We start from the raw sequence: 22,398 nt of genomic DNA on the forward strand, positions 1-22,398 counted from the left end.
CCGGAGGGCGTCACCGTCGTCGCGGTGTGCAGCGGGAGGTGAGCGGTCGTGCGTGGGCTGGTCGTGGGGGTGGTCGTCGGCGTCGCCGCGGTGACGGGTCTGCTCACGGGGTGTGGCGGGGGCGACGCCCCCTCGGAGCCGGTGTCACCGCCTCCCACGACGTCCCTGGGGCCGACGGAGTCGACGACTCCCCGGCCCGTCGAGGTGACCGCACGCGGCACCGTGGAGCGCGGGGTCGAGCCGAACTGCCTCGTGTTGGCCGCCGACGACCGGGAGTACCTCCTGTTGGAGGCCGGGCCCGAGATGCGTCCGGGCGTGGAGGTCACGGTGCGGGGCACGACACGACCGGACCTGCCCACCACCTGCATGCAGGGAACGCCCCTCGTCGTCGACCGCGTCGAATCGGTCGAGGGAGGTCCCTCGTGACGCGGAAGTACTCGGCCGGGGAGCGGCCATGAGCAGGCAGTGGTCGACGGACTGGTCGCCGACGGACGCGCGAGGCTCGGTGCTCGCGTGCTTCGACGGGTCCGACGGCGGGCGACGTGCGGTGTGGTGGGCCGCAGGAGAAGCTGCGTCACGCCGGTGCCCGCTGGTGATCGTGTGGTCGTTGGAGTGGGACACCCCGGGCGCACGGGGTGAGCGACTCGAAGCCGGGGACGCCGTCGAGGGCACGCGGGGAATCCTGCGGCAGCTCGCCGACGACTGTCGTGCGTTGCATCCGGAACTCACGGTGCTGACCACGCTGCCCGACGGCGCGCCCGAGGTCACGGTCACCGAGCTCACCGAGGACGTCGAGCCCGTGATGGTGGTGGCGGGTGCCTCGGGCCGCGGCGCGCTGTCGCGCATGCTGCTCGGGTCGACGGTGGCGTACTTCGCTCGGTTCCTGCCGCAACCCCTGGTTGTCGTGCGCGGCGCACCCGCGCCACTGCAGGCGCCCGTCGTCGTGGGGATCGACGGGTCGGGCACCAGCGTGCGGGCCGTCGAGTTCGCACTCACCTTCGCCGAACGGCACGGTGTCCCGGTGCGGGCCGTGCATTCGTGGACGGACTGGCCGTTGGACGTCTACGCCACCGCGCCGCCTGGCCAGGCGGGGCTCTACCACGTGGACGACGCCGTCCAGGAGATCGCGCGGGAACAGCTCACCCGGGCGGCCGAACGGCACCCGAACGTCACGGTGCAGTGGGACGCGGTCACCGAACGGCCGACCCACGCGTTGCTCGACCGCAGCGAGGGCGCCCGGCTGCTCGTGGTCGGCAGTCACGGCCGAGGCCGGATGACCCGAGCCCTGCTCGGCTCGGTGAGTCACGCGGTGCTCTACCACGCCCCGTGTCCGGTGGCGGTGCTCCGCCGCCACGAGGACGAGGACGACTAGGAGCCTCCAGCCGGTCCAGTCGTTGACCCGGACGGTGGTTCTCCGCGGGGGCGGCGACGAAAGGCCCCATACCGATCACCGTGGCTCGTCGTCCTTCACGCCGTCCTCCGGTGGTTCGCGGGGTGGTTCCTCCGACTCCGCCGCCTCCTCCGCCTCGATCTTGCTGCGGGCCGCGGTGTGTTCGGCGACAGCCAGGACCACGCCGCGGACGGCGGCCACGACGGGTACCGCGAACAGTGCACCCGCGATGCCGCCTTCTGCGCCACCGATCACCAGCGCGACCAGCACCACGGCGGGGTGCAGGTTGCTGAAGTTGCCCTGCAGCAGAGGATGCAGCACCTGCCCTTCGAGCTGCTGCACGGCCAGCACGACGCCCAGGATGATGAGCGCGGCGACGAAGCCGTTGCTGACCAGTGTCACGGCGACCGCGAGGAAGCCGGAGACCACCGCGCCCACGTACGGGATGAAACCGCCGACGAACGTCAGCGCGGCGAGAGGAACGGCCAGGGGGACACCCACCACGGCGAGGCCGATGCCGATGCCGAGCGCGTCGATGAGCGCCACGAGTGCCGTCACCCGCACGTAGAGCACGACCCCGCGGTAGGCGCGGCGTCCGGCATCGTCGACGACGGCGCGGGTGGTGGGTCGCCAGGGGACCAGGGTCGCCGCCCACAGTCGTGGCCCCGCGTACAGGAACATGATGAACAGCACGAGCGCGATCACCAGGCCCACCAGGAACGCGCCGACGGTGCTGAACGCGGTGACGGCCTGGCCGAGCACCTCGCCCTGGTTGCTGCCGAGCCAGTCCTGCACCCGGCTGAGGAGGTCCGTGCTGAAGGGCAGTGAGCTGTCGGCGAGCCAGGTTTCGAGCCGTTCGATGCTCTCGATCACGCGGAGTCGGAGCTCGTCGTAGGAGTCGATGATCGAGAAGACCACGACCGCCAGCAGACCGCCGACGACGACGAGCCCGAGGACGAGCGCGGCGAGGACCGCGAGCGAGCGCGGCCAGCGACGGCGGACGAGCCAGCCGACGACGGGTTCGAGCATCGCGGTGAGCAACAGCGCCACGAACAGCGGGATGAGCACGTAGCTCAGTTGCTTGACGATGTTGCGCAACGCCCACAGCGCGCCGAACACCAGGAGGAACTGCGCGGAGAAGAGGGCTGCGCGACGGAGCGTGCCGGCGGTGAACCTCACGGCCGGCTCGGACATGGCACCTCCAGCGACGCCTACGCGATCTGTGAGCGCGGATTGCCACGCGGTGAGGAGGTGAAACGCGAGCCAGCCGACCGAGCGTTACCGCACCGTGCCCGGTGACCGTTTGTCACCGCAAGGGGAGGGGTAGTCCCCCGACATGGGCGTGGTGACGGACACAGTGCAGCGAGCGCGCGACACGCGGCGTTGCCACGAGGGTTCGGCGTCCCGGTCGGGCTGTCACGTCGGGGCGACGGCGGCGTACCCGATGGTGAGCGCGGGCGACACCGTGGTGACCGCCGAGGCGAGTCGACCGCTCGCGCAGGACTCCGTCACGAGTCCGTTGCGAGCTCCGTTCACCCGGTACGCCGAGGCCGCGGGCGAGGCAAACCTGACCGAGTCGGGGCGAAGACACCTGCACGTAGCCGACTCACGGACCAACGACGATTGAACGGGCTTCGGGAGTGCGCGATGTTGAGCCACCACGAACGGCGGGAGTTGGAACGGATACAGGAGTGGTTCGAGTACGACGACCCGCACCTCGCCAAGGCACTCGGGCAGGTCGGAACGCCCGGTGGTTGGGCCCGCTCCCGCACGCTCCGCTATGCGGTCGACGCGCTCGCCATCGCCCTCATCGTGCTGGGCGTGGTGACGCTCAACTTCGGGTTGATCTTCTTCGGTGCGGTGTGCCTGGCGGCGGCGGCCTGCCTGCACGTCACCCGTTGGAACAACGCTCCGGTGCGGCACCGGCGCCTGGAGTGACGCGTCAGGACTGCCAGGTGCGCCCGGTGAGTCGCTCGTACACGTCGATGTAGCGGCTGCGGGTCACTTCCACCACGTCGGGCGGCACGGCGGGACCGGGGGGTGTCTTGTCCCAGCCCGTGGAGGTGGCCCAGTCGCGGACGAGCTGCTTGTCGAAGGAGTCCTGCGGGCGGCCCGGCTCCCAGCTGTGGGCGGGCCAGAACCGGGACGAGTCGGAGGTGAGGACTTCGTCTCCGAGAGTGAGGGTGCCGTCGGAGTCCCAGCCGAACTCCAGCTTGGTGTCGGCCACGATGATGCCGCGTTCGAATGCGTACTCGGCGCCCTCGCGGTAGATGCGCAAGGTCAACTCGCGCAGTCGTTCGGCGGTCTCACGGCCCTCCTGCGCGACGACGTCGTCGAACGTGATCGGCAGGTCGTGGCCCGCGTCGGCCTTCGTCGTGGGGGTGAAGATCGGTTCGGGCAGCTTGCTGCCCTCCTCCAGGCCGGGTGGGAGGGGAACGCCGCACACGCTGGAGGTGCGCCGGTACTCCGCCAGTGCCGAACCTGTGAGGTAGCCGCGGGCCACGCATTCCACCTTGATCATGGTGAGGGGGCGGCAGCGGATGGCCCGCCCCGCGAACTCGGCGGGCACGTCGGTGGCCGAGATCAGGTGGTTGGGCACGATGTCGCGGAAACGCTCGAACCACCACACCGAGAGTTGGGTGAGCAACGCGCCTTTGTCGGGAATGGGCGTGGGCAGTGGCACGTCGTACACCGACACGCGGTCGGACGCGACGAGCAGGAGGTCGCCTCGGTCCTCGTACAGATCGCGGACCTTGCCCGCATGCAGGTGCTTCACGCGCGTCATCGTAGTTGGCCCTCGACTGCCGTCGACCGGGCCCACGGGCGGGGGAGACGCCGGTTGTGGCTCACATCACGCACTGGCCACAGTGGACTGACGCGGGGCAGCGCGGCGCGACGCGGCGCGGGTCGTGGTGGCGTAATTTCCGGCCCCCCTACAGGGATTCTGTGCGTTTTCCATGATCGTGACAGACTGCGCTCGGCTCGTTACATCGGAAGTTCCCGGTCAGTAGGATCGCCGTCGTCGGGAAACCGAATTCCCTTCGGTGCGCGTGGCGCCGGCGGATCTTGAGGAGGCGTGCTCGACAGTGGCGATGCCCCGAGGAGCACTGAACCCGGACGGGCCCAGTGGCGCCGTCCTGCCCAACATTGCCCGTATCCGGAACTTCTGGCTGGGCGGTGCGAACCACGGTGAGGCAGACCGGGAGATGGCCGACCAGATCGGAGTCTGCGCGCCGTACATCCCCTACCTCGTCCGCAAACAGCGCGAGCTCGTCCGTCGGCAGGTGCGGTTCCTCGTCGAGGAAGGAGTGACCCAGTTCCTCGACCTCGGTTCGGGGTTGCCCGACGAGGGCTACGTGCATCACGTGGCCCAGGCGGCCGATCCCGAGTGCCGGGTGGCGTATGTGGACGCCGACCCGTCGATCGCCGGTGACAGCAAGGAGTTGTTGGAGGGATCGGTCGGCACGCGGTTCGTGGTGGCGGACTGCCGCGACGTCGAGGGCGTGTTGTCCCACGACGACGTCCGAGCCGTGCTCGATCCGACCCGGCCGTTCGTCGTGCTCATGACCGAGCTGCTGTTGCACATCCCCGATTCCGAGGGCGCCGACGAGTTCGTCGCCTCGTGGGTGGACGCGCTGCCCAGCGGCGGCTACCTCGCGATCTCCCACTTCGGTGAGGACGAACAGGTCCTCGAAGGACTGCGGCTCTTCGAGAACCTCAGGTTCGGTCGGTTCCCCGAGGTGAGTCTGCGCTCGCGGGAGCGGGTCGCGCAGTTCTTCGCGGGACTCGACCTGGTCGAGCCCGGCGTGGTGCCCGCGCCGTTGTGGCGGCCCGACCCCGGCGACGACGAGGACCTGCGCAACCCCGACGAGGTGCGGATGTTCGCCGGGATCGGGCGCAAGAGCTGACCGTCACACGGCCAGCGCGACGCCCACGACGGCGACGTCCGCGGCGAGCACCACGGGCATGACGGTGCGGCGCAGCCAGGTGGAACTCACCGGCGCGCCGACCGACACCCGGTGGGTGAGCAGGACGGCCGAGCCCGTGAACAGCGCGTGTCCCGTGGCCACCACCAGCGTCGCGACGAGACCGCCGAGCCACCACGATCCCCACACCAGGACGGCGAGGCCACCGAGCAGCAGCAGGCAGGCCAGCCGCAACGCCCCGACGGGACCACGCCGCACACTCGTGGTTCGCATGCCCGCCGCGGCGTCGGCGGCGGCGTCGGGCACCGACCACCACACGACTCGCGCCGCCGCGAGCACGGTGAGCCCGGCGAGCACCAACGCGGTCGGGGGCGGCAGGTCGGGTTGCAGGGCGGCGTGGGTGAGCAGGCTCGGCAACATCACGACACCGCAGGCGAACACCAACGCCCCCACCAGTCCTCGCGACTTCAGCCGCACCGGCTCGACGTTGTAGAACACGTGGGCGAGCAGCACGCCCGCGGCGGCGAGCACCACCGCGATGTGTCCGGTGTGGAGGGACACGACGAGTGCCAGCACCAGGCCCGCCATGGCCTCTCCGAGCACGAGTGCGTAGCCTCGGCGGGCACCGAGGCGCGCGGCGGCCGACGAGAGCGTCGACCGCTCGGGATGTCGGGCGTCGCTGTCGAGGTCGACGACCGTGTTGAGCACCAGACCCGCTTCCACGAGCAGCACCGCCGACACCACGGAGGCCAGTGCGGGCCAACTCAGCACGTCCGCCGGTGTCGCCGCGGCGAAGCACGCGCCCCACAACGCCTGACACACCGTGTTCAGCCAGAACGGGAACTCCAGCCGGTGGACGGCGGCGAGTTCCCTCGCGGTCAGTCGCGACATGCGGTCACCCGCACGCGGAGCCGGGAGGACGGGGCCATCGCGTGGCCGCGCAGTTGCAGCCTGCCTGCGGCAGGGTTGAGACACCGCCACTCTCTGCGCCGCAGCACGGACGCGGTGATCAGGCGCAGCTCCAGCATCGCGAGCTGGCTGCCCAGGCACCGCCGCGCGCCGCCGCCGAACGGGAGGTAGACCGACGGCGGGTGCTTGCGGCCGAGGAACCGGGACGGGTCGAAGCGCAACGGCTGCGGGAACGCGTCGTCCTGGCGGTGGGCGAGGTAGATGCTCGTGGTCAGCGTCGTGCCCGCCGGGAACGTGCGGCCGAGAAGCCGGGCCGGGCAGCGGAGTCGCCGGTTCTCCGCCACCGTCACCGGAGGCGCGAGCCGCAGCGACTCGGAGATGACCGCGGTGAGCAGCGGGGCCGCCGACGCCGTCGGCACGTCGTCGCTCGTGGCGTCGAGTTCGTCGAGCACGTCGTGCCGCAGTGACTCGTCGACCGCGAGCCGGTACAGCGTCCACGCCGCCGCCGACGCGGTGGTCTCGTGACCGGCGAACAGCAGGGACACGAGCTGGTCGCGCAGCTCGGCGTCGTTGTCGCGGAGATCGGCCAGGGGGCCGTCGGCGTTCAGCAGCAACGACGCCAGCGTCGCGGGCTCGCGCGTGCTCCCGGAGCGGGCCCAGTCCACGAGTCGGCCGTCGAGGTCGGCACTCGACCGGGGCAGGCCACCGCGCAGGAACCGGTGTGCGAGGGTGCGGGGCCGCGAGCCGAGGGCGTCGTCGATCCAGGACGTGAAGTCGTCGAGTACCGCCTCGGTCCGCCGATCCGTGTCGCCGAGCACCAGCCGCGCGATGATCCGGAGCGCGACCTGGCGGGTCCAGTCGGCCAACACGACGGTCTGCCCCACGGTCAACGCGTCGACGGCGTCGTGGACGGTCTCCGCGATCAGCGGTGCGTAGGTGGTCAGCCGACGACCTCGCAGCGGCGGCCCGAGCACCTTGCGGTACGCGGTGTGGCGCGGGCCGTCGACCCAGAGCAGCGAGTGTTCGCCGAACAGCGGCCGGAGGCTGCGACTGCCCGGGTGGTCCAGCTCGCTGTCCGAGGCGAACAACCACTCGATCGTCTCGGGGTCCCACAACAGCAGTTTCGGTGGATCGTCGGCGAGGCGGACGTGCCGTTCGGCAACGGTGCGGTGCGCGTCCAGGAACGGCAGCGTCCGCAACGCCATGCGTAGTTCGGTGCGGTTCATCCCACTCCGGTTCCCACGGGGAGGGTGGCGTCGGCGAGCAGTGGTGCGGTGCGCGGGTCGGTGTGTGCCGCGTACAACGCGGCCAGCATCTCGACCCGGATGATGCGGGTCGGCGTGTAGACGTCCTTGTCGTGCCACAACGGCGGGTGCGGGCGCTCGTCAGTCCAGTGCCGCAGCAGTGTGCGGGCGCCGCGTTCGGCTGCCGGGGCGATGCGTTCGTCGGTGACCTCGCTCGCCCGTAGCAGCAGCCGGACCGCGTACGCGGTCTCCTCCCGGGTCGGCTCCCACGTGCCCCAGCGCCCACCGTCCTGTTCGGTCGCGAGCACCCAGTCCACGGCGCGGCGCACGGCGTCGGCTGCCGCGGGGCCGCCGTGCCGGGCCAACGCGACGGCACAGCAGACGGTGGCGTAGTAGGGCGAGGCGTGCCACTTGTCGGTCCAACTGCCGTCCGGATGTTGCTGGTCGACGAGCCAGCCCACGACCGTCTCCAGACGTTCGGCGCACCAGCGGCGCTGGGTGTCGTCGAGCACCGTGCTGGAGGCCGGGAGGGCGAGGGTGCTGCCCAGCGCCTGCACGGTGTGGGCGTTCGCCGTGGTCGACGGGGTGCGTTCCTCCGGGAAGCAGAAGAAGTGGTCGCCGCGGTCGAATCCGCGCAGCACGTCGGGGGAGCGAGGGCTGCCGAGCAGGGCGAGGGCGAGCAGCCCGGTGGCGGTGTCGTCGACGTCGACGGGCAGACCGTCCCCGCCCGCGGCGCCGTCGTCCCCGAACGCGGCGTGGAGGCTGCTGACGAGTTCGTCCAACACGGGACGCGGCGCCGTGAGCGGCACGCCCGTGTCGAGCAGTGTGGACAGTACCCACGAGCGTTCGAACAGCATCAGCGGCGCGGCGACGGGCACACCGCCGTTCGTGTGCTGCACCGACAGCAGGTAGGCGACACCCGGGTGGCTTCCCTCCCGTAGCACGTCGTCGCCGAGCCACGCGGCGGTGGCAGCGGGCGAGCAGCCGACGAGCCGATCGTCCACAGGACGCACGGACCGTGCGCCTCGGACGGACGGACCGAACAGTTCGAGCGAGTGCCAGAGCTTCTCCGGGACGGGATGGCCTTGCGCGAGCGCGTCGCGGATCGCCTCCAGCAGCTCGGGTCGGGTCCCGGGTGGCTCGGGCAGTGTCGGGCGGCCGAGCCGCGCGAGGTGGGCGTTCACCTCGGACAGCAGCGCGGGCACCATGATCTCCACCGCCACGGTGTCCGGCAGCGCGTCCAGGTCGGCGAGGCGGCGGGACAACGCCTCGACACCGCGGTCGGCCGCCGACGCCACTGCGGGGTCGGCGTCGGCGCGGTTCCGTTCGGTCAACAGCGCCTCGGTGGCGCTCAGGGTGGTGACGAGGTCGTACTCGGCCGGGCCGCCCCACGCGCCGTCGCCGCGTTGCTCGCGGAGCAGGAACGCGACCCGTTGTCGGTGGTGTGGCAGCGACGGCGCCAGCGCGACGAGCCGCGCGGTCTCGTAGACACACGGCTCGAACTGCCCGTTCGGGTCGGCGGCCATGTCGGTGAGCAGGGTTCGAACTGTCTCGGCCGTACGGTCCAGCCAGGACACTCGCGGTGTCATGTGTGACACTCCTCGGCAGCCACGTCGGGATGAAATTTGTCCGCGATCGGGTAGTCGATCGGCCACCGAACGTAGCATCGTTGCCCGCGGTGCGACATGATCTTGATCCGAACGGAGCAGTGGTCCTTCGTCGAGGAGAAGGCCCGTCCTCACTGCTCGGACGTGGTGACGCGGAACTCCGCACTCGTGCCCGTGAACTCCCGCACCGTCGACGACAGATCCTTCGCGTCCCCGTGGTAGCGGATGCGATAGGTGCCCGCGGGTGCGTCGGCCGGGACCGTCCACGTGGCGGTCACCTTGGACGCGGAGATGCCGTGCCGCTTCCACGTCAGCGTGGTCGAGGCGTCACCGTCGTCGGCGATCCGTCGCCACTCGCCGTCCTCCCACCGCTGCACCTCCAGGTACGTGCTGCCACGGTGCAGGTCGTTGCCGGGATGGGCGCCGGAGAACACGACGCTCGCCGTCTCTCCCGGCAGGTACACCGACCTGGGCTGCGTGAGCACGTCCCCGAATCGGGTGCCGAGGACGGGAGTGTCGAGAACGACGCCGGGCTGCAGCACGAGCTGGCGCGACGACAGGTCCGGCGGCGCGGTGCCGACGGGCAGCGTGGTGCCGTCGCGCAGGGCGGTGGCGAGATCGTGCGCGGTCTGTCGGAACGCGTCCAGCTCCCATCGGCCGAACAACGTCGACCCGCCCTCGTAGTGCTGGGCGTCGTACTCCTCGGGGGTCGTCACGTAGTGGGCGTAGCCGTTGCTGTACCCGGCGACGAGCACGTCCCGGACGTCGGCGCCCACCACGTCGGCGACGGTCCGACGCAGTCGCAGCCCGGCGGAGATCGTCACCTCGCCGGGGATCGCGACGAGGTACAGGGACCCGATGCGCACGAGCTGCACCGGGACGCGCTCCGTCACCCACGGGTAGAGGTCGTTCATGGCCCCGATGGGCACGGCCACGGCCTTCGGTGCCTGGCAGTCGCGCAGTTCGGGCGACACCTCGTAGAGGATCTTGTCGGACACCAGGTCGAGCACGGGATTGTCGCCCTCGGCGAACAGCGGGAACGCGGGGCCGTCCTCCGTGCTGCCCGCGGCCATCGCCGCTCCCACGGCCGGATCACACGTGCGGTGTTCGCGCCCGTCGCCGGTGAATTCCGGCCGGACAGTGACGTCGGAGAGGTCGATGTAGACGGTCGCGGCGTCGAGGCCACCGCTCACCGGCGTGGTGGGCCGGTCGAGCTGCGCCGCCGCGGCGCGGTACTGCCGCAGTCCGATCTCGGCGGTTCGGTGCCGGTCCTCGGGGGTGGGCGACGGGGCGAGATCCAGGTTGGGGGACATGTCGCCCGCGTTGGTCTGGGCGAACGCGGCCACGAAGTCCGGGGAGGCGTCGTCGAGGTAGTCGACGCCCTCGACCTGACGTTCCCAGTGGTAGGCGGCGTAGCCCTTGTTGTCGGCGCTGATCAGCCGATTGTCGCCCGACATGCTTGTGTTGTGCGTCGGGAACCAGTTGATCGCTCCGACGGGTTCGCCGTCGCGTTCGATGCGCAGCAGTGTCGTCTGCGGATCGATCGCGTCCGGGAAGAATGCGCGGTCGTCCTCGGGGTTGTGGTCGAACGCCTCGCGCGACCGGTTGGCGCTCGCGCCGGTCAGCTCACCGTGCGTGAGCCGCAGCGTCGAGGGAGCGAGGTCGTCGTGCGCGCGGTGGACGGAGTCGAGGATGCCGTCGGTGATCGCGTCGAACGTCTTCTGGTGGAAGCCCAGCGTGGTGAGGTTGTAGAGCAGGTGATGGGAGTAGCCGCCGGGGCCCGAGTGCGTGTGGGTGGCGGTGATCAGCACGTTCTGTTCGTCGTAGAGGTCGCCGTACTCGTCGGCGAGCCGGTCGAGCACTGCCTGGTGCACGCTGGAGAAGATCATCGGGGAGTCGACGACGACCAGCAGTACGCGCTCGTCCGTCGCCTGGTCGACGATGACGAACGACCGAGCATGCAGGCGCGTGTGCAGTCCTTCGGCCTGCTGGTCGAGTCGGCCGTAGCCCATCATGCCGACCTCGGCGATCTCGCCGGTGGCGTCGGCGATGCCGCGTCCGACGAGGTAGCCCTCGTCGGAGGGGGTGGCCTGTGCCGCGGGGGCGAGGGTGATCGCCAGTGCCGTCGCGGCGGACAGTGCGCCCAGCCGCCGAAGTCGCTTCCGCATCGCGCCTACCTACAACGTCGTAGATATGAATGAGATTCACGATTGTGCGCGAGCGGTGATCGGTGGCGCAAGAGGCAGACCCGCGAACGGCCTAGCCGCCCCAGTCCGGACGCAGCGGCATCGACGCCTCGCCGGACGGCGCCGGTTTCACGCCGAGCACCTGGTGCAACTCGATGCGACGCCGTTCGAACGACAGGCGCGACGCGGCCATGTAGAGCGCCCACACCCGCGCCCGACGCAGCCCCGCCTCCCGTACGGCCTCGTCCCAGTGCGCGTCGAGATTGGCGCACCAGGCCGCGAGCGTCCGCGCGTAGTGCTCGCGCAGGTTTTCCTCGTGCCGCACCTCGAAACCGTTGTCCTGCATGGCCGACACGATCGTGCCGACCCCTTCCAGCTCGCCGTCGGGGAACACATACCGGTCGATGAACGGCCCGGTGCGGTGCGACTCGTGGGTGGTCGGCCGGGTGATGCAATGGTTGAGCAGGCGTCCGCCCTCGCGCAGCCGCGCCGCCAGGAAGCGGAAGTACGCGGGCAGGTTGCGGGCGCCGACGTGTTCGGTGAGGCCGATGGAGGACACGGCGTCGAACCCGTGCTCGGTGACGTCGCGGTAGTCGCCGTGCCGTACCTCGGCGCGGTCGTCGAGACCCCGGCGTCGCAGCTTCCGCTGCGCCCACGACGCCTGTTCGCGCGACAGCGTGACTCCCACGGCGTGCACCCCGTAGTGCTCCGCGGCGTGCGCGACCATGCCTCCCCAGCCGCAGCCGACGTCGAGCAACCGCATGCCGGGCCGCAGTCCCAACTTGCGACACACGAGGTCGAACTTGTGGAACTGCGCCTGCTCCAGCGTCGCGTCGGGAGCCGGGTAGCACGCGCAGGTGTAGGCCATCGACGGCCCGAGCACCAGCTCGTAGAACCGGTTCGACACGTCGTAGTGCTGCGCGATCGCCCTGCTGTCGCGGCCCTTCGAGTGCCGGAGCCCGTCGAGGGTGCGACGCAGCCGACTCGGTGCTTCCTCCGGCGGGGGCGGGAGCAACCTCAGGTGCCGGGGGCCCAGGTCGCGCAGGATCGTCCACTTGGCCGCGGTGTCGAGTCCTTCCACCACGCCGCTCGTCGCCCGCAACACGGAGTACAGATCGCCCACGACGTCGAGCGCGCCCGTGACGTACGCCCTGGCGAGGCCGAGTTCACCGGGCGCGGACAGCAGATACGACAGTGCCGCGGGCGAGCGCACCTCGATGCGCAACGACGCGTCGCGCGCACCGGCGCTGCTGCCGTCGTACGCGGTGACCGCCACGGGAGCGTCGTCGCGCAGGAACCGCGCGAGCGTGGTGCAGACACCGGTTGCGGCTGCCTGCACCGGCTCCGGCGTGACGGGAGTCCGGATCGGCTCGTTCGCGTTCGTCCAGGTGTCGGGCGCTGCGTTGCCCATCGGGCTCACACTCCCTTCGGCACACCGCATCGCGGTGTCACTCGGCTCGGACGCACTTGTCGTAGAGGTTCAGCAGTCGGTCGTCGGGGTCGTAACGGCGCTTGACGCGGTCGTAGACCGCGCCGTTGTAGAGCTGCCAGAAGGTGCTCTCGTCGTAGAACGCCTCCGAGTACAGCGACTTGCGCCCACCGAGTTCGGTGACCTTCTCCTCGACCAGCCGGTTGTGCGCGTCGGGTCGGGTGCCCGGGCGGATGGGCACGGTTCCCCAGAATCCGAAGTTGACGTACAGCGTGTGCGGGTCGAGTTCGTACAGCGGCCACTGCCGGTCGGGGTGGCGTTGCCGGACCGGACAGAGCCACACCGGCCGCAGCGGCACCTCGGCCAGCAGGAAGTCGAGGAACTCACTCGCCCGGTCCACCGGCACCTCGACGTCCTGGATCACGGCCTCGCGTCGTGGCCGTCCCAGCAGTCGGTGGACGCGGTCGGACAACCGGTAGCGGCGGTCGAGCGACACGAGCTTCCAGTACCGTTCCGAGCGGAGTCGCTGCGGTCCGAGCAGCAGCCGCACCGGCCGGTACTGCGCGCCGAAGGCCCGCGAGCACCAGAACCAGTCGGTGTCCCACCGCCACAGGTAGTCCCGGACGGGCAGGTAGTCGATGTCGTGCTCGCGGATCGAGCGGTAGTAGATGTCGAGCCACGTGTAGTCGCTGACCCGGGGAGCCTCGTCGGTGAAGGTGCCCAGCGTCAGGTACAACTCGTCCTCGCCGAACACGGTGCCGTCGACGAAGTCGGCCCGACCCTCGGCGCAGATCGCGGCCAGTTCCGCGAACGCGGCCCGCGGGTCGCTGTACCGCACGTGGCGCAATCGCACGTACGGGCGGACGGGTTCCAGCTCCACCCGCAGCCGCAGCGCGTACCCGAGCGTCCCGTACGAGTTGGGGAAGGCGAAGAACAGGTCGGCGTGCTCGTTGTCCGGGCGCGCGAGCACCACCTCGCCGTCGCCGGTGAGGACGTCGAGTTCCAGCACCGACTCGTGCGGCATCCCGTTGCGGAACGACGACGACTCGATGCCGAGGCCCGTGACCGCGCCGCCCACGGTGATGGTCTTCAACTGCGGCACCACCATCGGCATCAGGCCGTGCGGCAGGGTGGCGTCGACCAACTGCTCGTAGGTGACCATGCCCTCGACGTCCGCGGTGCGTGCCACGGGGTCGACGTCGAGCACGTGGGTCAGCCCGGAGACGTCCAGGCCCGGAGTGTCACGGCGGCGTCGGGAACGGAAGAGGTTCGACGTCGACTTGGCGAGGCGGACGGGGGAGTCCGGCGGCTGCGCGACGAACTGGGCCCGCACCGACTCCACTCGTTCGGCGTAGCCGGGTGCGAGCGGCCGTGTCGCGGCCGACGGCGTGTCCGGCTCCCGAGATGACGCAGACCGATTGTCCAGCACCATGCGTTCCAGCATCGCCCCTGGTGGCGGGTGGTGCAGGACGAGCGGCGCCGGGTCACTCGGTGTTCTCGCCGGTTGGCTCGACCGGGCGGTCACCCTCCAGTTCGGCCAGGCGCTGCTTCAGGCGGGCGAGTTCGGTGTTCGCCGCGTCGAGTTCCCGTTCCAACTGCAGGATGCGGCGGGCCGACACGAGGTTGTGTCCCTCGTCGAACAGTTCTCGCAGTCGTCCGGCCAGGCCGAGCTGATGGCGGGAGTAGCGACGATGGCCACCGCTCGACCGCTGCGGCGTGACGACACCCGCGTTGTCGAGACTGCGCAGGAACGGTTGCTCCACCCCGAGCAGCTCGGCGGCCTGGCCTGTGCTGAAGGCGGGGTAGTGCTCGTCGTCGAGCTTCCGCAGGTCCATCGCGGCACTCCCGGTGCAAGGTCGTTCGACACCAGCGCGAGCATTTTACCTGTCTCGGTCGGTTGACCCAATCTTCAGTGCTCGCTATAAGTTTTATGCGATCAGTAGGCAGGTAAACCGGTAACACTCGATAGAAGTGGGTGACACTGTCGTGACTGTTCTGGATTCCCCGGTGCCCTCTCGGCCTTCGACGACCACGACGCTCGACGACGCGGGCGCCGCCGTGGACCGCGTCGGTCGGAGCGTGCGGCGGACCTGCTCCGCGCTCGCGCGGCGCACCGACGACGTGCAGGCTCTCCGGGACGCCGTGCGCAGCGCCGCCCGACTCACCCGCGCGCTGGCCACGGCCGTGGACGGCATCGCCGAGCATGCCCGTGACATCGGGGAGCCGACCGCCACCGACGACCTCGTGGCCGACCTCGCGGCGCTTCGCAACTGTCTCGCCACGGGTGCTGCCGTGGTGGACCCGGCGCTCGATGATCTCCGCGAATGGACCACCCCCGACGCCGACCGCGAGTTCGCGCGGCGCTACCAGGAGTGGGCGGCCGCGAGCACCCCCGCCGGGTCGTAGCGCCGACGCGCGGTCTCCAGCGCCGACCCGGCGTCCCCGAGCTGACGCGCCCAGTCGACGCAGCCCTTCGGCACCGCACTGCCGGGATACACCGTTCCTCCGGCCGCCGTGACGAGGTCGGCCAGCATCGCGTTGCGTTCGAGTCGGCGCGCCAGATCGATCGGGTCGTGCGGGTCGGCGACGGTCAACAGCCCGAACAACCACACCGGTTCCCCCGACGTCGAGGTCGGCAGGCGCAGCAGGGGAGTGGTGACGCGGTCGGGTCGCAGCGGGTAGAGCAGCACCGTGTCCGAATCGGACACCTTCCACGTGTCGCGCACCTGCCCGACGATCTCGGCCACCTCGGTGCCGGGCAGGAACACCGTGAGCCACGGGTGCGGCCGGTACCACTCGCCGTTGTCCCGCAGTCGACGTTCCCCGTCGGCCATCCGGTCGCAGAACTCGCCGTAGCCGTACTCGGTCACCTCGGTGAGTGACGGGTCGAACGACAGGTCGGCCAACAGCTTCTCGTCGTCCACATCGGACGGCAACAGGTAGTACGTGGTCGCGTCGAGCCGGTACAGCCACGACCCGTCCACTCGGAGCACGCGGCCCTCCACGTGATCGAACCGGTCCTGCTCGACCACCGTGCGTTGGTCGGCGAGGAACGTGTCGAGCTCGCGGTAGTACAGCTTGCGGCGGCGAGCGCTGCGAGCCGCGGTGCCGAGTGACACCGTCGCGCGGGTGATCACTCCACACCGGCCCGAACCCGCCCGGACCGCGTCGAAGAGGTCGCGGTTCTGCTCCGCCGAACACCGCACGACCTCGCCGGCGCCGGTCACCACCTCCAGCTCCCGGACGGTGTCCGTCTGAGCCCCGTGCCGGTGGCTCGCCCCGCCGAGCCCGCCGACCGAGAGCGTGCCGCCCACCGAGAGACCGAGATGGTCGGGCAGCACTCTCGGCGTCAGACCGCGTGCGAGCGCCGATTCCGTGACTCGCCGCCAGGAAGCGCCCGCGTCGGCCACCACTTCCCGGCCGACCCCGGGATGAACCCGGGCCAGGCCGCTCAGGTCCATCACCAGGCCACCCTCGACGAGACTCTGGCCGAAGCACGAGTGGCCGGTGCCACGCAGCGCCACGGGAGTGCCGGTGTCCGACGCGAAGGTGAGCACAGCGGCGACCTCGGACGCGTGGGCCGGGCGGACCACCGTGCCAGGCCGGGCGTGCACGAGCCCGCCCCAGTCGCGGGAGAACCGGGCAAGGGTTGCGTCGTCGTCGACGACGTGGAGGTGGCCGGGGACAGTGCGGGAAAGGTGAGCGGCGAGCGACACGGCGTGACTGTAGCGGCCCCTGCCCGGGCGGCCCCGGGACGTGCCCGGGAACGCCGCATGGCTCGATCCGACGTCCTGGCGCGCATTCACACGGATGCAGGCTGAAACCCCGGCGGAGGCGAACCGATCTTCACCAGATCAGGACGTCCGGTCGGTGTGTTTTTCCTCTCTCCGGCCGGGTATCTCCTGCAAGATCAACCGTGCGAGAGGAGCGAGCGATGCGCGACGTCGACCCCCACCGGACCGATTCCACCGAATCCTCGGACAACGCGGCGACCGGGCAGTCCAGCGGCGGAGTCGTTGCCACCGCCGGGTTCGACGACGACGACCTGGAGCCGACCATCGTGCGAGGCCGCGAGTAACGACACATCGGCCCACCAGCGTGCCACCGCTCGCGGTGTCCGTGGTGGGCCGAACGGCGACGTTTCCGAACGTGCTCGCTCAGTCAGGCTCCCGACTCGCCGGAGGGTTCGTCGCCGACGCTCTCGACCGGTTCCTCGACGGAGCTGCCGAAGGGCGGAGCCGCGGGGTCGTCGTCGGCGGGTGGTTCCGGGTCCCGCCACTCCTCGGCGCGGGTCGGCCGGTTGCCCTTGAGCATCCCCTGCATTTCGGCCTTCAGTTCCTCGTCCTCCCGCGGACCGTGGGTGTCGCTCTCACGGTGCATGTGCGCCTCCCTTCGGTCTCTCGACTTCCCGTGCCACGCCGACGGGAAACGCCGGGTTGATCTCGGCGCCCTCGGGTATCCGGTGGCCGTCCGCCGACGATCCGCGAGGAGGGACACGGGCAGATGACGTCGCAAAACCCGGACCCCGATCCGCGCAGCACTCCCGGACTCGAACCCGGTGGTGGTGTCAGCCCCGGCGACACGCCGCCCGACTCCGGTCAGACCTCCGGTCTCTCCCATCCGCAGCCGCGTCCCAGCCGGAAGATGTCGATCGCGTGGCTCGTCACGATCGTCGTGGTCGTGGCGCTCATCGCCGGGTTCTTCCTGACCTACCTGATCGTCTACCTGACGCGGTGACCCGTTCACGCCGACCGGCGAGGAGGTCCGTGTGCCCACACGCATTCTGATCATCGGGGGCGGCTACGTCGGCCTCTACACCGCGCTCAAGCTCCAGCGGGGACTACGGTCCGGCGAGGCCGAGGTCACGGTGGTCAATCCCGAGAACTACATGATCTACCGACCGCTGCTGCCCGAGGTGGCGTCCGGCACGCTCGAACCCCGACACGCGGTCGTGCCCCTGCGGGCGGTGCTGCGGAAGGCGCGCTTCGTCTCCGGTGCCCTGACCGGGCTCGACACCGCCGCGAGGACCGCCACCGTGCAGCCCATCGCCGGACCGGACCTGACGCTGGGCTACGACGAACTCGTGCTCGCGTTGGGCGCCAGATCCAAGCTGCTGCCGGTGCCCGGGCTCGTCGAGAACGGCATCGGGTTCAACTCGCTGGAAGAGGCCGCCCACCTGCGCGACCACGTGCTGCGGCAGTTGGAGATCGCGTCGGCGACCACCGATCACGAGCTACGGCGACGCGCGTTGACCTTCGTGTTCGTCGGTGGCGGCTACACCGGTGTCGAGGCGATCGCCGAGCTGCAGGACATGGCAGTCGACGTGCTGGAGGGTTACCCGGAACTCGACCGATCGGAGATGCGCTGGATCCTCGTCGAGGCGATGGACCGCATCCTCGGCACCGTCAGCGCCGACCTCGCCGACCTCGCGACCACCGAACTCACCGGGCGCGGCATCGACATCCGCACCGGGACGCTGTTGGAGTCGGCGGAGAACGGCGTGCTGCAGTTGTCCGACGGCACGAAACTCGCGTCCGACACGCTGGTGTGGGTCGCCGGCACCCGACCCCAACCGATCCTCGGCGAGCTGGGGCTGCCCGTGGACGACCGAGGCAGACTCGTCGTCGACGGCACCATGCGGGTCGACGGGTACGCCGACATCTGGTCGGCGGGCGACTGCGCGGCTGTGCCCGACCCGGAGCAGGGCGGCACCTGCCCGCCCACGGCCCAGCACGCGGTGCGGCAGGCACAACAGCTCGGCGAGAACCTGCTGCTGACGTTGCGAGGGCACGCCCCCAAGCCGTTCCAGTACAACAGCCGGGGCGAGTTCGTGACGCTCGGCAAGAACAAGGCCGTGGGCGAGGTGGGCGGTCACAAGGTGAACGGCACGTTGGCGTGGACACTGCGCCGCGCGTACTACGCCACGCAGATCCCGACGTGGAACCGCACGGCGCGGGTGCTGTGCGACTGGGCGGTCGGCATGCCCTTCGGCCACGACGTCGTGAACTTCGGCTCCCGTGAAGAACCCCGAGGAGCCTTCCGGCAAGCCGCGAAAAAGTAACCGTGTCCGCGAGTTGCGCGCGCGTGTCCGCACTTCCCGCACACGTGTCCGCGAGTTGCGTACTCGTGTCCTCGCTTGACGCACGCGTGTCCGGTCTCCCCGGACGCGAGATCGCACGTCCCGGACCCGTCTCAACGGCGTGCGTCGCGCCCGGTGTGTGCGTTCGCGGCGTGGGAGGCGGAGGTCGAGCACTCACGGCGCCTCGAGCGTGAGGCACCGTCGCTCGACGTCACCGGGTACGACTCACGCTCGGGCGAGCAGGTGTCGCTGCGGCTCGTGCTGCACCTGATCCACGAGTACGCGCGTCACAACGGGCACGCCGACTTCCTGCGGGAGGGCCTCGACGGCACCGTTGGCGCCTGACAACGGTGTCGAACGGCGCCGGTCTCGACCTCGGGGCTGCGCGTTGAGGCTGCGTGGCCTGTTCCGGTTCTGGGGAACGGGCACGCGGGTGGGCCGATCTTCGGCAGAGGTGCCTCTCATCTGGCACGTGCAGATGTGCGCGCGAGGTGGGGACATCCGTGCGCAGCTCGCGGACACGCGTACAGGAGATGGGGACACGGCGGCGCGAGGTGCCGACTCGGGTGCACAAACTGCGGACACGCGTGCCGGAATTGGGGACACGCGTGCGCAGCTCGCGGACACGGCGTCAGTTGGGGAGAGTGAGTTTCACCAGTTGGGCCGTGGCTTCGCCTCGCGGGGTGCGGTAGGTGACGGTGTCGCCCTCCGACGCGCCCGCGAGCGCGTGGCCCAGCGGGCTGTCCGCCGTCAACGACGACGTGTCGTCGTCCTCCGCCTCGTCGGCGAAGCCGACCACCACCATGTCCTCGGTGCTGCCGTCGTCGAAGCGCAACGTGACCCGCGTTCCCGACGGCAGCCCCTGCTCCTGCTCGGCGCTCGGTCCGCCGTACAGCAGGTCGGTGATCTCGGCGATGCGTCGGTCGAGCCGCGACACCACTTCGGCGCGCTCCAGCAGGTCGGCCTGGTCGGCGCTGTCGCCGAGCGGGTCCTCACCGAGCTTCGGCGCCAGGGACTCGCGTTGCGTGCGCAGCGAGTCGAGCTCGCGCTCCAGACGGGCGCGGGTGGCCTGGCTCAAACCTGGGGTCGACGTCATGGACCCCATTGTCCGGCCAGGCCGCCCGCCTCGCCACGCGTCTGCGATCAAACGCCCGCGACCGGCTTCGTGCTGTCCTCCTGCCGTGGAGTCGGTCGAACGCCGCGACCGGCCCCGCGCCGTCCTCCTGCCGTGGGGCCGATCAGACGCCGTAACCGGCCTTCCGCAGTGCCTCCGCCATGGCGCCGCCGCCGGACTGCCTGCCCTGCCTGCCTTGCCGACCCTGCTTGCCGCGTTGCGTGTTCCGGCCGTCCTTGCGGCCCTGCCCTCGGTCGGCCTGCTTGCCCTGCCTGCGCCCGTCCTGGCCCGCCGTGGGTTCGTCGTCGAGTCGGAGGGTCAGCGAGATGCGCTTGCGGGCGACGTCCACGTCGAGCACCTTCACCGTCACCACGTCGCCCGACTTGACCACGTCGCGCGGGTCGGAGACGTACTGGTGCGACATGGCCGACACGTGGACGAGACCGTCCTGGTGGACGCCGATGTCGACGAACGCGCCGAACGCGGCCACGTTGGTGACGACGCCTTCCAGCCGCATCCCCGGCTTGAGGTCCGCCATCGTGTCGACGCCGTCGGCGAAGGTCGCCGTCTTGAACTCCGGCCGCGGGTCACGCCCGGGCTTCTCCAGTTCGGCGAGGATGTCGGTGACCGTCGGGACACCGAACTTGTCGTCGGCGAACGTCTCGGGCTTCAGCGACCGCAGGGTGCGGGACGCGCCGATGAGTTCGCGGATTCCCACGCCCGCGTGGTCGAGGATGCGCCGCACCACCGGGTAGGACTCGGGGTGCACGGCGGAGGCGTCGAGGGGGTCGTCGCCGTCGGGGATGCGGAGGAACCCGGCGCACTGTTCGAACGCCTTGGGGCCGAGTCGGGCGACGTCCTTGAGCGCGGTGCGGGTCCGGAAGGGACCGTGGGCGTCGCGGTGGGCGACGATGTTCTCCGCCAGGCCCGTGCCGATGCCCGACACCCGTGCGAGCAGGGGAGCGGACGCGGTGTTGAGGTCGACTCCCACCGCGTTGACGCAGTCCTCGACGACGGCGTCGAGCGAGCGCGACAGCTTGGTCTCGGCGACGTCGTGCTGGTACTGGCCGACGCCGATGGACTTCGGGTCGATCTTGACCAGTTCGGCCAGCGGGTCCTGGAGCCGTCGTGCGATGGACACGGCCCCACGCAGTGACACGTCGAGGTCGGGCAGTTCCTGCGCCGCGTAGGCGGACGCCGAGTACACCGAGGCGCCGGCCTCCGACACGACGATCTTCGTGACGCCGAGGTCGGAGAGCCGCTTGGTGAGTTCACCGGCGAGCTTGTCCGTCTCGCGCGAGGCGGTGCCGTTGCCGATGGCGATCAGTTCGACGCCGTGCGCGCGGACGAGCCGTTCGAGCGTGGCCAGGGCTTCGTCCCAGCGGGCCTGCGGCTTGTGCGGGTAGACGGTGTCGGTGGCGACCACCTTGCCCGTGCCGTCCACGACCGCCACCTTCACGCCGGTGCGGTAGCCGGGGTCGAGGCCCATGGTCGGGCGGGTGCCTGCCGGGGCGGCGAGCAGCAGGTCGCGCAGGTTGGCGGCGAAGACGCGCACGGCCTCGTCCTCGGCGGCCTGGCGCAGCCGCATACGCAGGTCGATGCCCAGGTGCAGCAGGATCTTCGTCCGCCACGCCCACCGCACGGTGTCGCGCAGCCAGCGGTCGGCGGGGCGGCCCTGGTCGGCGATGCCGTGACGTTCGGCGATGCGGGTCTCGTAGTGGTCGGCGTCGGCGCCCGGTTCGACGGGTTCGGTGGTGAGGTCGAGGATCTCCTCCTTCTCACCGCGGAACAGCGCCAGGATGCGGTGCGAGGGCAGCTTCGAGAGCGGTTCGGCGAACTCGAAGTAGTCGGCGAACTTCGCGCCCTCGGTCTCCTTGCCCTCGCGGACCTTGGAGGTGAGCCACCCCTGCTTCCACATGGTCTCGCGCAGTTCGCCGATGAGGTCGGCGTCCTCGGCGAAGCGCTCCACGAGGATCGCGCGGGCACCCGCGAGCGCGGCGGCGGCGTCGGCGACGCCCGCGTCGGCGTTCACGTACGCCTCGGCCGTCGTGGTCGGGTCCTGGGTGGGGTCGGCGAGCAGGCCGTCAGCCAGCGGTTCGAGGCCGGCCTCGCGCGCGATCTGGGCCTTGGTGCGCCGCTTGGGCTTGTAGGGGAGGTAGATGTCTTCGAGGCGGGCCTTCTCCTCGGCGGCCATGATCCGGGCTTCGAGCTCCTCGGTGAGCTTGCCCTGGGAACGAATGGATTCGAGGATCACCGTGCGCCGGTCCTCGAGCTCCCGCAGGTACCGCAGGCGCTCCTCGAGGGTGCGGAGCTGGGTGTCGTCGAGGCCGCCCGTCACCTCCTTGCGGTAACGCGCGATGAACGGCACCGTCGAGCCGTCGTCCAGCAGGGCCACGGCGGCGTGGACCTGCTCGGGGCGGACGCCGAGCTCGTCGGCGATCTTGTCGTGTAGGGACGTCCTGTCAGCCACGAGACCGAATTGTGCCTGCTGCGCTCCGCGCTCATGATGGCCCC

The 22,398-nt window shown here is 70.6% G+C and carries 22 protein-coding genes and 1 pseudogene; 10 read left to right on the forward strand and 13 right to left on the reverse strand.

Features of this window, described 5'->3' with window-relative positions; genetic code table 11:
- The first annotated feature begins 48 nt into the window (after window positions 1–48).
- Both JAV51_RS12450 and JAV51_RS12455 read left to right on the forward strand, forming a co-directional pair.
- Window positions 49–426 (forward strand): hypothetical protein, encoded by a 378-nt coding sequence (locus JAV51_RS12450; protein WP_197320862.1) that lies wholly within the window; start codon window positions 49–51, stop codon window positions 424–426.
- 28 nt (window positions 427–454) lie between these two features.
- The gene (locus JAV51_RS12455; protein WP_197320863.1) at window positions 455–1,372 is read left to right on the forward strand and encodes a universal stress protein; all 918 of its coding nucleotides are present in this window, start codon (window positions 455–457) and stop codon (window positions 1,370–1,372) included.
- A 75-nt stretch (window positions 1,373–1,447) separates the two neighbouring features.
- Here the strand turns inward: JAV51_RS12455 and JAV51_RS12460 are convergent, their stop codons facing one another.
- Window positions 1,448–2,584 carry an AI-2E family transporter gene (locus JAV51_RS12460; RefSeq protein ID WP_197320864.1) on the reverse strand — a complete coding sequence of 379 codons (1,137 nt, stop codon included), beginning with the start codon at window positions 2,582–2,584 and terminating at the stop codon, window positions 1,448–1,450.
- Between the two features lie 274 nt (window positions 2,585–2,858).
- On the opposite strand from JAV51_RS12460, the gene JAV51_RS20235 reads away from it, so the two are divergent.
- Entirely contained in the window at window positions 2,859–3,017 is a 159-nt protein-coding gene (locus JAV51_RS20235; protein ID WP_307845878.1) for a DUF1360 domain-containing protein, read from the forward strand.
- 20 nt (window positions 3,018–3,037) lie between these two features.
- On the forward strand, window positions 3,038–3,328 hold the full coding sequence (locus tag JAV51_RS12470; protein WP_197320866.1) for a DUF3040 domain-containing protein: 291 nt from the start codon (window positions 3,038–3,040) through the stop codon (window positions 3,326–3,328).
- Between the two features lie 4 nt (window positions 3,329–3,332).
- On the opposite strand, the gene JAV51_RS12475 is transcribed toward JAV51_RS12470, so the two are convergent.
- Window positions 3,333–4,175: a phosphoribosylaminoimidazolesuccinocarboxamide synthase gene (locus JAV51_RS12475; RefSeq protein WP_197320867.1), complete on the reverse strand. Its 843-nt coding sequence runs from the start codon at window positions 4,173–4,175 to the stop codon at window positions 3,333–3,335.
- A gap of 301 nt (window positions 4,176–4,476) precedes the next feature.
- On the opposite strand from JAV51_RS12475, the gene JAV51_RS12480 reads away from it, so the two are divergent.
- Entirely contained in the window at window positions 4,477–5,298 is an 822-nt protein-coding gene (locus JAV51_RS12480) for an SAM-dependent methyltransferase (protein WP_374059033.1), read from the forward strand.
- Between the two features lie 3 nt (window positions 5,299–5,301).
- Here JAV51_RS12480 and JAV51_RS12485 read toward each other — a convergent pair whose 3' ends face one another.
- The 7 genes from JAV51_RS12485 to JAV51_RS12515 form a co-directional block, all read right to left on the reverse strand.
- The gene (locus JAV51_RS12485) at window positions 5,302–6,207 is read right to left on the reverse strand and encodes a UbiA family prenyltransferase (RefSeq protein ID WP_197320868.1); all 906 of its coding nucleotides are present in this window, start codon (window positions 6,205–6,207) and stop codon (window positions 5,302–5,304) included.
- Window positions 6,195–7,451 carry a cytochrome P450 gene (locus JAV51_RS12490; protein ID WP_197320869.1) on the reverse strand — a complete coding sequence of 419 codons (1,257 nt, stop codon included), beginning with the start codon at window positions 7,449–7,451 and terminating at the stop codon, window positions 6,195–6,197. The genes JAV51_RS12485 and JAV51_RS12490 overlap by 13 nt, the downstream gene beginning before the upstream one ends.
- Window positions 7,448–9,058, reverse strand: coding sequence for a prenyltransferase/squalene oxidase repeat-containing protein (locus tag JAV51_RS12495; RefSeq protein WP_197320870.1), 1,611 nt, complete (start codon window positions 9,056–9,058; stop codon window positions 7,448–7,450). Before JAV51_RS12495 ends, JAV51_RS12490 begins: the two co-directional genes overlap by 4 nt.
- A gap of 149 nt (window positions 9,059–9,207) precedes the next feature.
- Window positions 9,208–11,244, reverse strand: a complete 2,037-nt coding sequence (locus JAV51_RS12500; RefSeq protein ID WP_197320871.1) for a neutral/alkaline ceramidase — start codon at window positions 11,242–11,244, stop codon at window positions 9,208–9,210.
- A 91-nt stretch (window positions 11,245–11,335) separates the two neighbouring features.
- Window positions 11,336–12,673 carry a cyclopropane-fatty-acyl-phospholipid synthase family protein gene (locus tag JAV51_RS12505; RefSeq protein ID WP_197320872.1) on the reverse strand — a complete coding sequence of 446 codons (1,338 nt, stop codon included), beginning with the start codon at window positions 12,671–12,673 and terminating at the stop codon, window positions 11,336–11,338.
- Window positions 12,674–12,710: 37 nt separating this feature from the next.
- The gene (locus JAV51_RS12510) at window positions 12,711–14,123 is read right to left on the reverse strand and encodes an FAD-binding oxidoreductase (protein ID WP_197320873.1); all 1,413 of its coding nucleotides are present in this window, start codon (window positions 14,121–14,123) and stop codon (window positions 12,711–12,713) included.
- Window positions 14,124–14,175: 52 nt separating this feature from the next.
- Window positions 14,176–14,526: a MerR family transcriptional regulator gene (locus JAV51_RS12515; RefSeq protein WP_197320874.1), complete on the reverse strand. Its 351-nt coding sequence runs from the start codon at window positions 14,524–14,526 to the stop codon at window positions 14,176–14,178.
- Between the two features lie 151 nt (window positions 14,527–14,677).
- On the opposite strand from JAV51_RS12515, the gene JAV51_RS12520 reads away from it, so the two are divergent.
- On the forward strand, window positions 14,678–15,097 hold the full coding sequence (locus JAV51_RS12520; protein ID WP_307845869.1) for a hypothetical protein: 420 nt from the start codon (window positions 14,678–14,680) through the stop codon (window positions 15,095–15,097).
- Here JAV51_RS12520 and JAV51_RS20460 read toward each other — a convergent pair.
- Entirely contained in the window at window positions 15,055–16,407 is a 1,353-nt protein-coding gene (locus JAV51_RS20460) for an FAD-binding protein (RefSeq protein WP_197320876.1), read from the reverse strand. The two genes, JAV51_RS12520 and JAV51_RS20460, sit on opposite strands and share 43 nt — an antisense overlap.
- A 218-nt stretch (window positions 16,408–16,625) precedes the next feature.
- On the opposite strand from JAV51_RS20460, the gene JAV51_RS12530 reads away from it, so the two are divergent.
- Entirely contained in the window at window positions 16,626–16,769 is a 144-nt protein-coding gene (locus tag JAV51_RS12530) for a hypothetical protein (protein WP_197320877.1), read from the forward strand.
- 83 nt (window positions 16,770–16,852) lie between these two features.
- Here the strand turns inward: JAV51_RS12530 and JAV51_RS12535 are convergent, their stop codons facing one another.
- On the reverse strand, window positions 16,853–17,071 hold the full coding sequence (locus JAV51_RS12535; RefSeq protein WP_197320878.1) for a hypothetical protein: 219 nt from the start codon (window positions 17,069–17,071) through the stop codon (window positions 16,853–16,855).
- A gap of 123 nt (window positions 17,072–17,194) precedes the next feature.
- Between JAV51_RS12535 and JAV51_RS12540 the strand changes: the two genes are divergently transcribed.
- The 3 genes and pseudogenes from JAV51_RS12540 to JAV51_RS12550 all read left to right on the forward strand — a co-directional run.
- Complete coding sequence (locus JAV51_RS12540) at window positions 17,195–17,428, forward strand: DUF6480 family protein (RefSeq protein ID WP_197320879.1); 234 nt, start codon at window positions 17,195–17,197, stop codon at window positions 17,426–17,428.
- Between the two features lie 31 nt (window positions 17,429–17,459).
- A complete protein-coding gene (locus JAV51_RS12545; protein WP_197320880.1) occupies window positions 17,460–18,752 on the forward strand; it encodes an NAD(P)/FAD-dependent oxidoreductase in 1,293 nt (430 codons plus the stop codon).
- A gap of 159 nt (window positions 18,753–18,911) precedes the next feature.
- Window positions 18,912–19,115: pseudogene (locus JAV51_RS12550) on the forward strand (DUF664 domain-containing protein); the annotation flags it as partial.
- Between the two features lie 286 nt (window positions 19,116–19,401).
- Here the strand turns inward: JAV51_RS12550 and JAV51_RS12555 are convergent.
- Window positions 19,402–19,866: a GreA/GreB family elongation factor gene (locus tag JAV51_RS12555; protein ID WP_197320881.1), complete on the reverse strand. Its 465-nt coding sequence runs from the start codon at window positions 19,864–19,866 to the stop codon at window positions 19,402–19,404.
- Window positions 19,867–20,008: 142 nt separating this feature from the next.
- Window positions 20,009–22,354: a Tex family protein gene (locus JAV51_RS12560; RefSeq protein WP_197320882.1), complete on the reverse strand. Its 2,346-nt coding sequence runs from the start codon at window positions 22,352–22,354 to the stop codon at window positions 20,009–20,011.
- Window positions 22,355–22,398: the final 44 nt, after the last annotated feature.

This window comes from Saccharomonospora sp. NB11, assembly GCF_015910535.1.
Taxonomy (GTDB): Bacteria; Actinomycetota; Actinomycetes; order Mycobacteriales; family Pseudonocardiaceae; genus Saccharomonospora.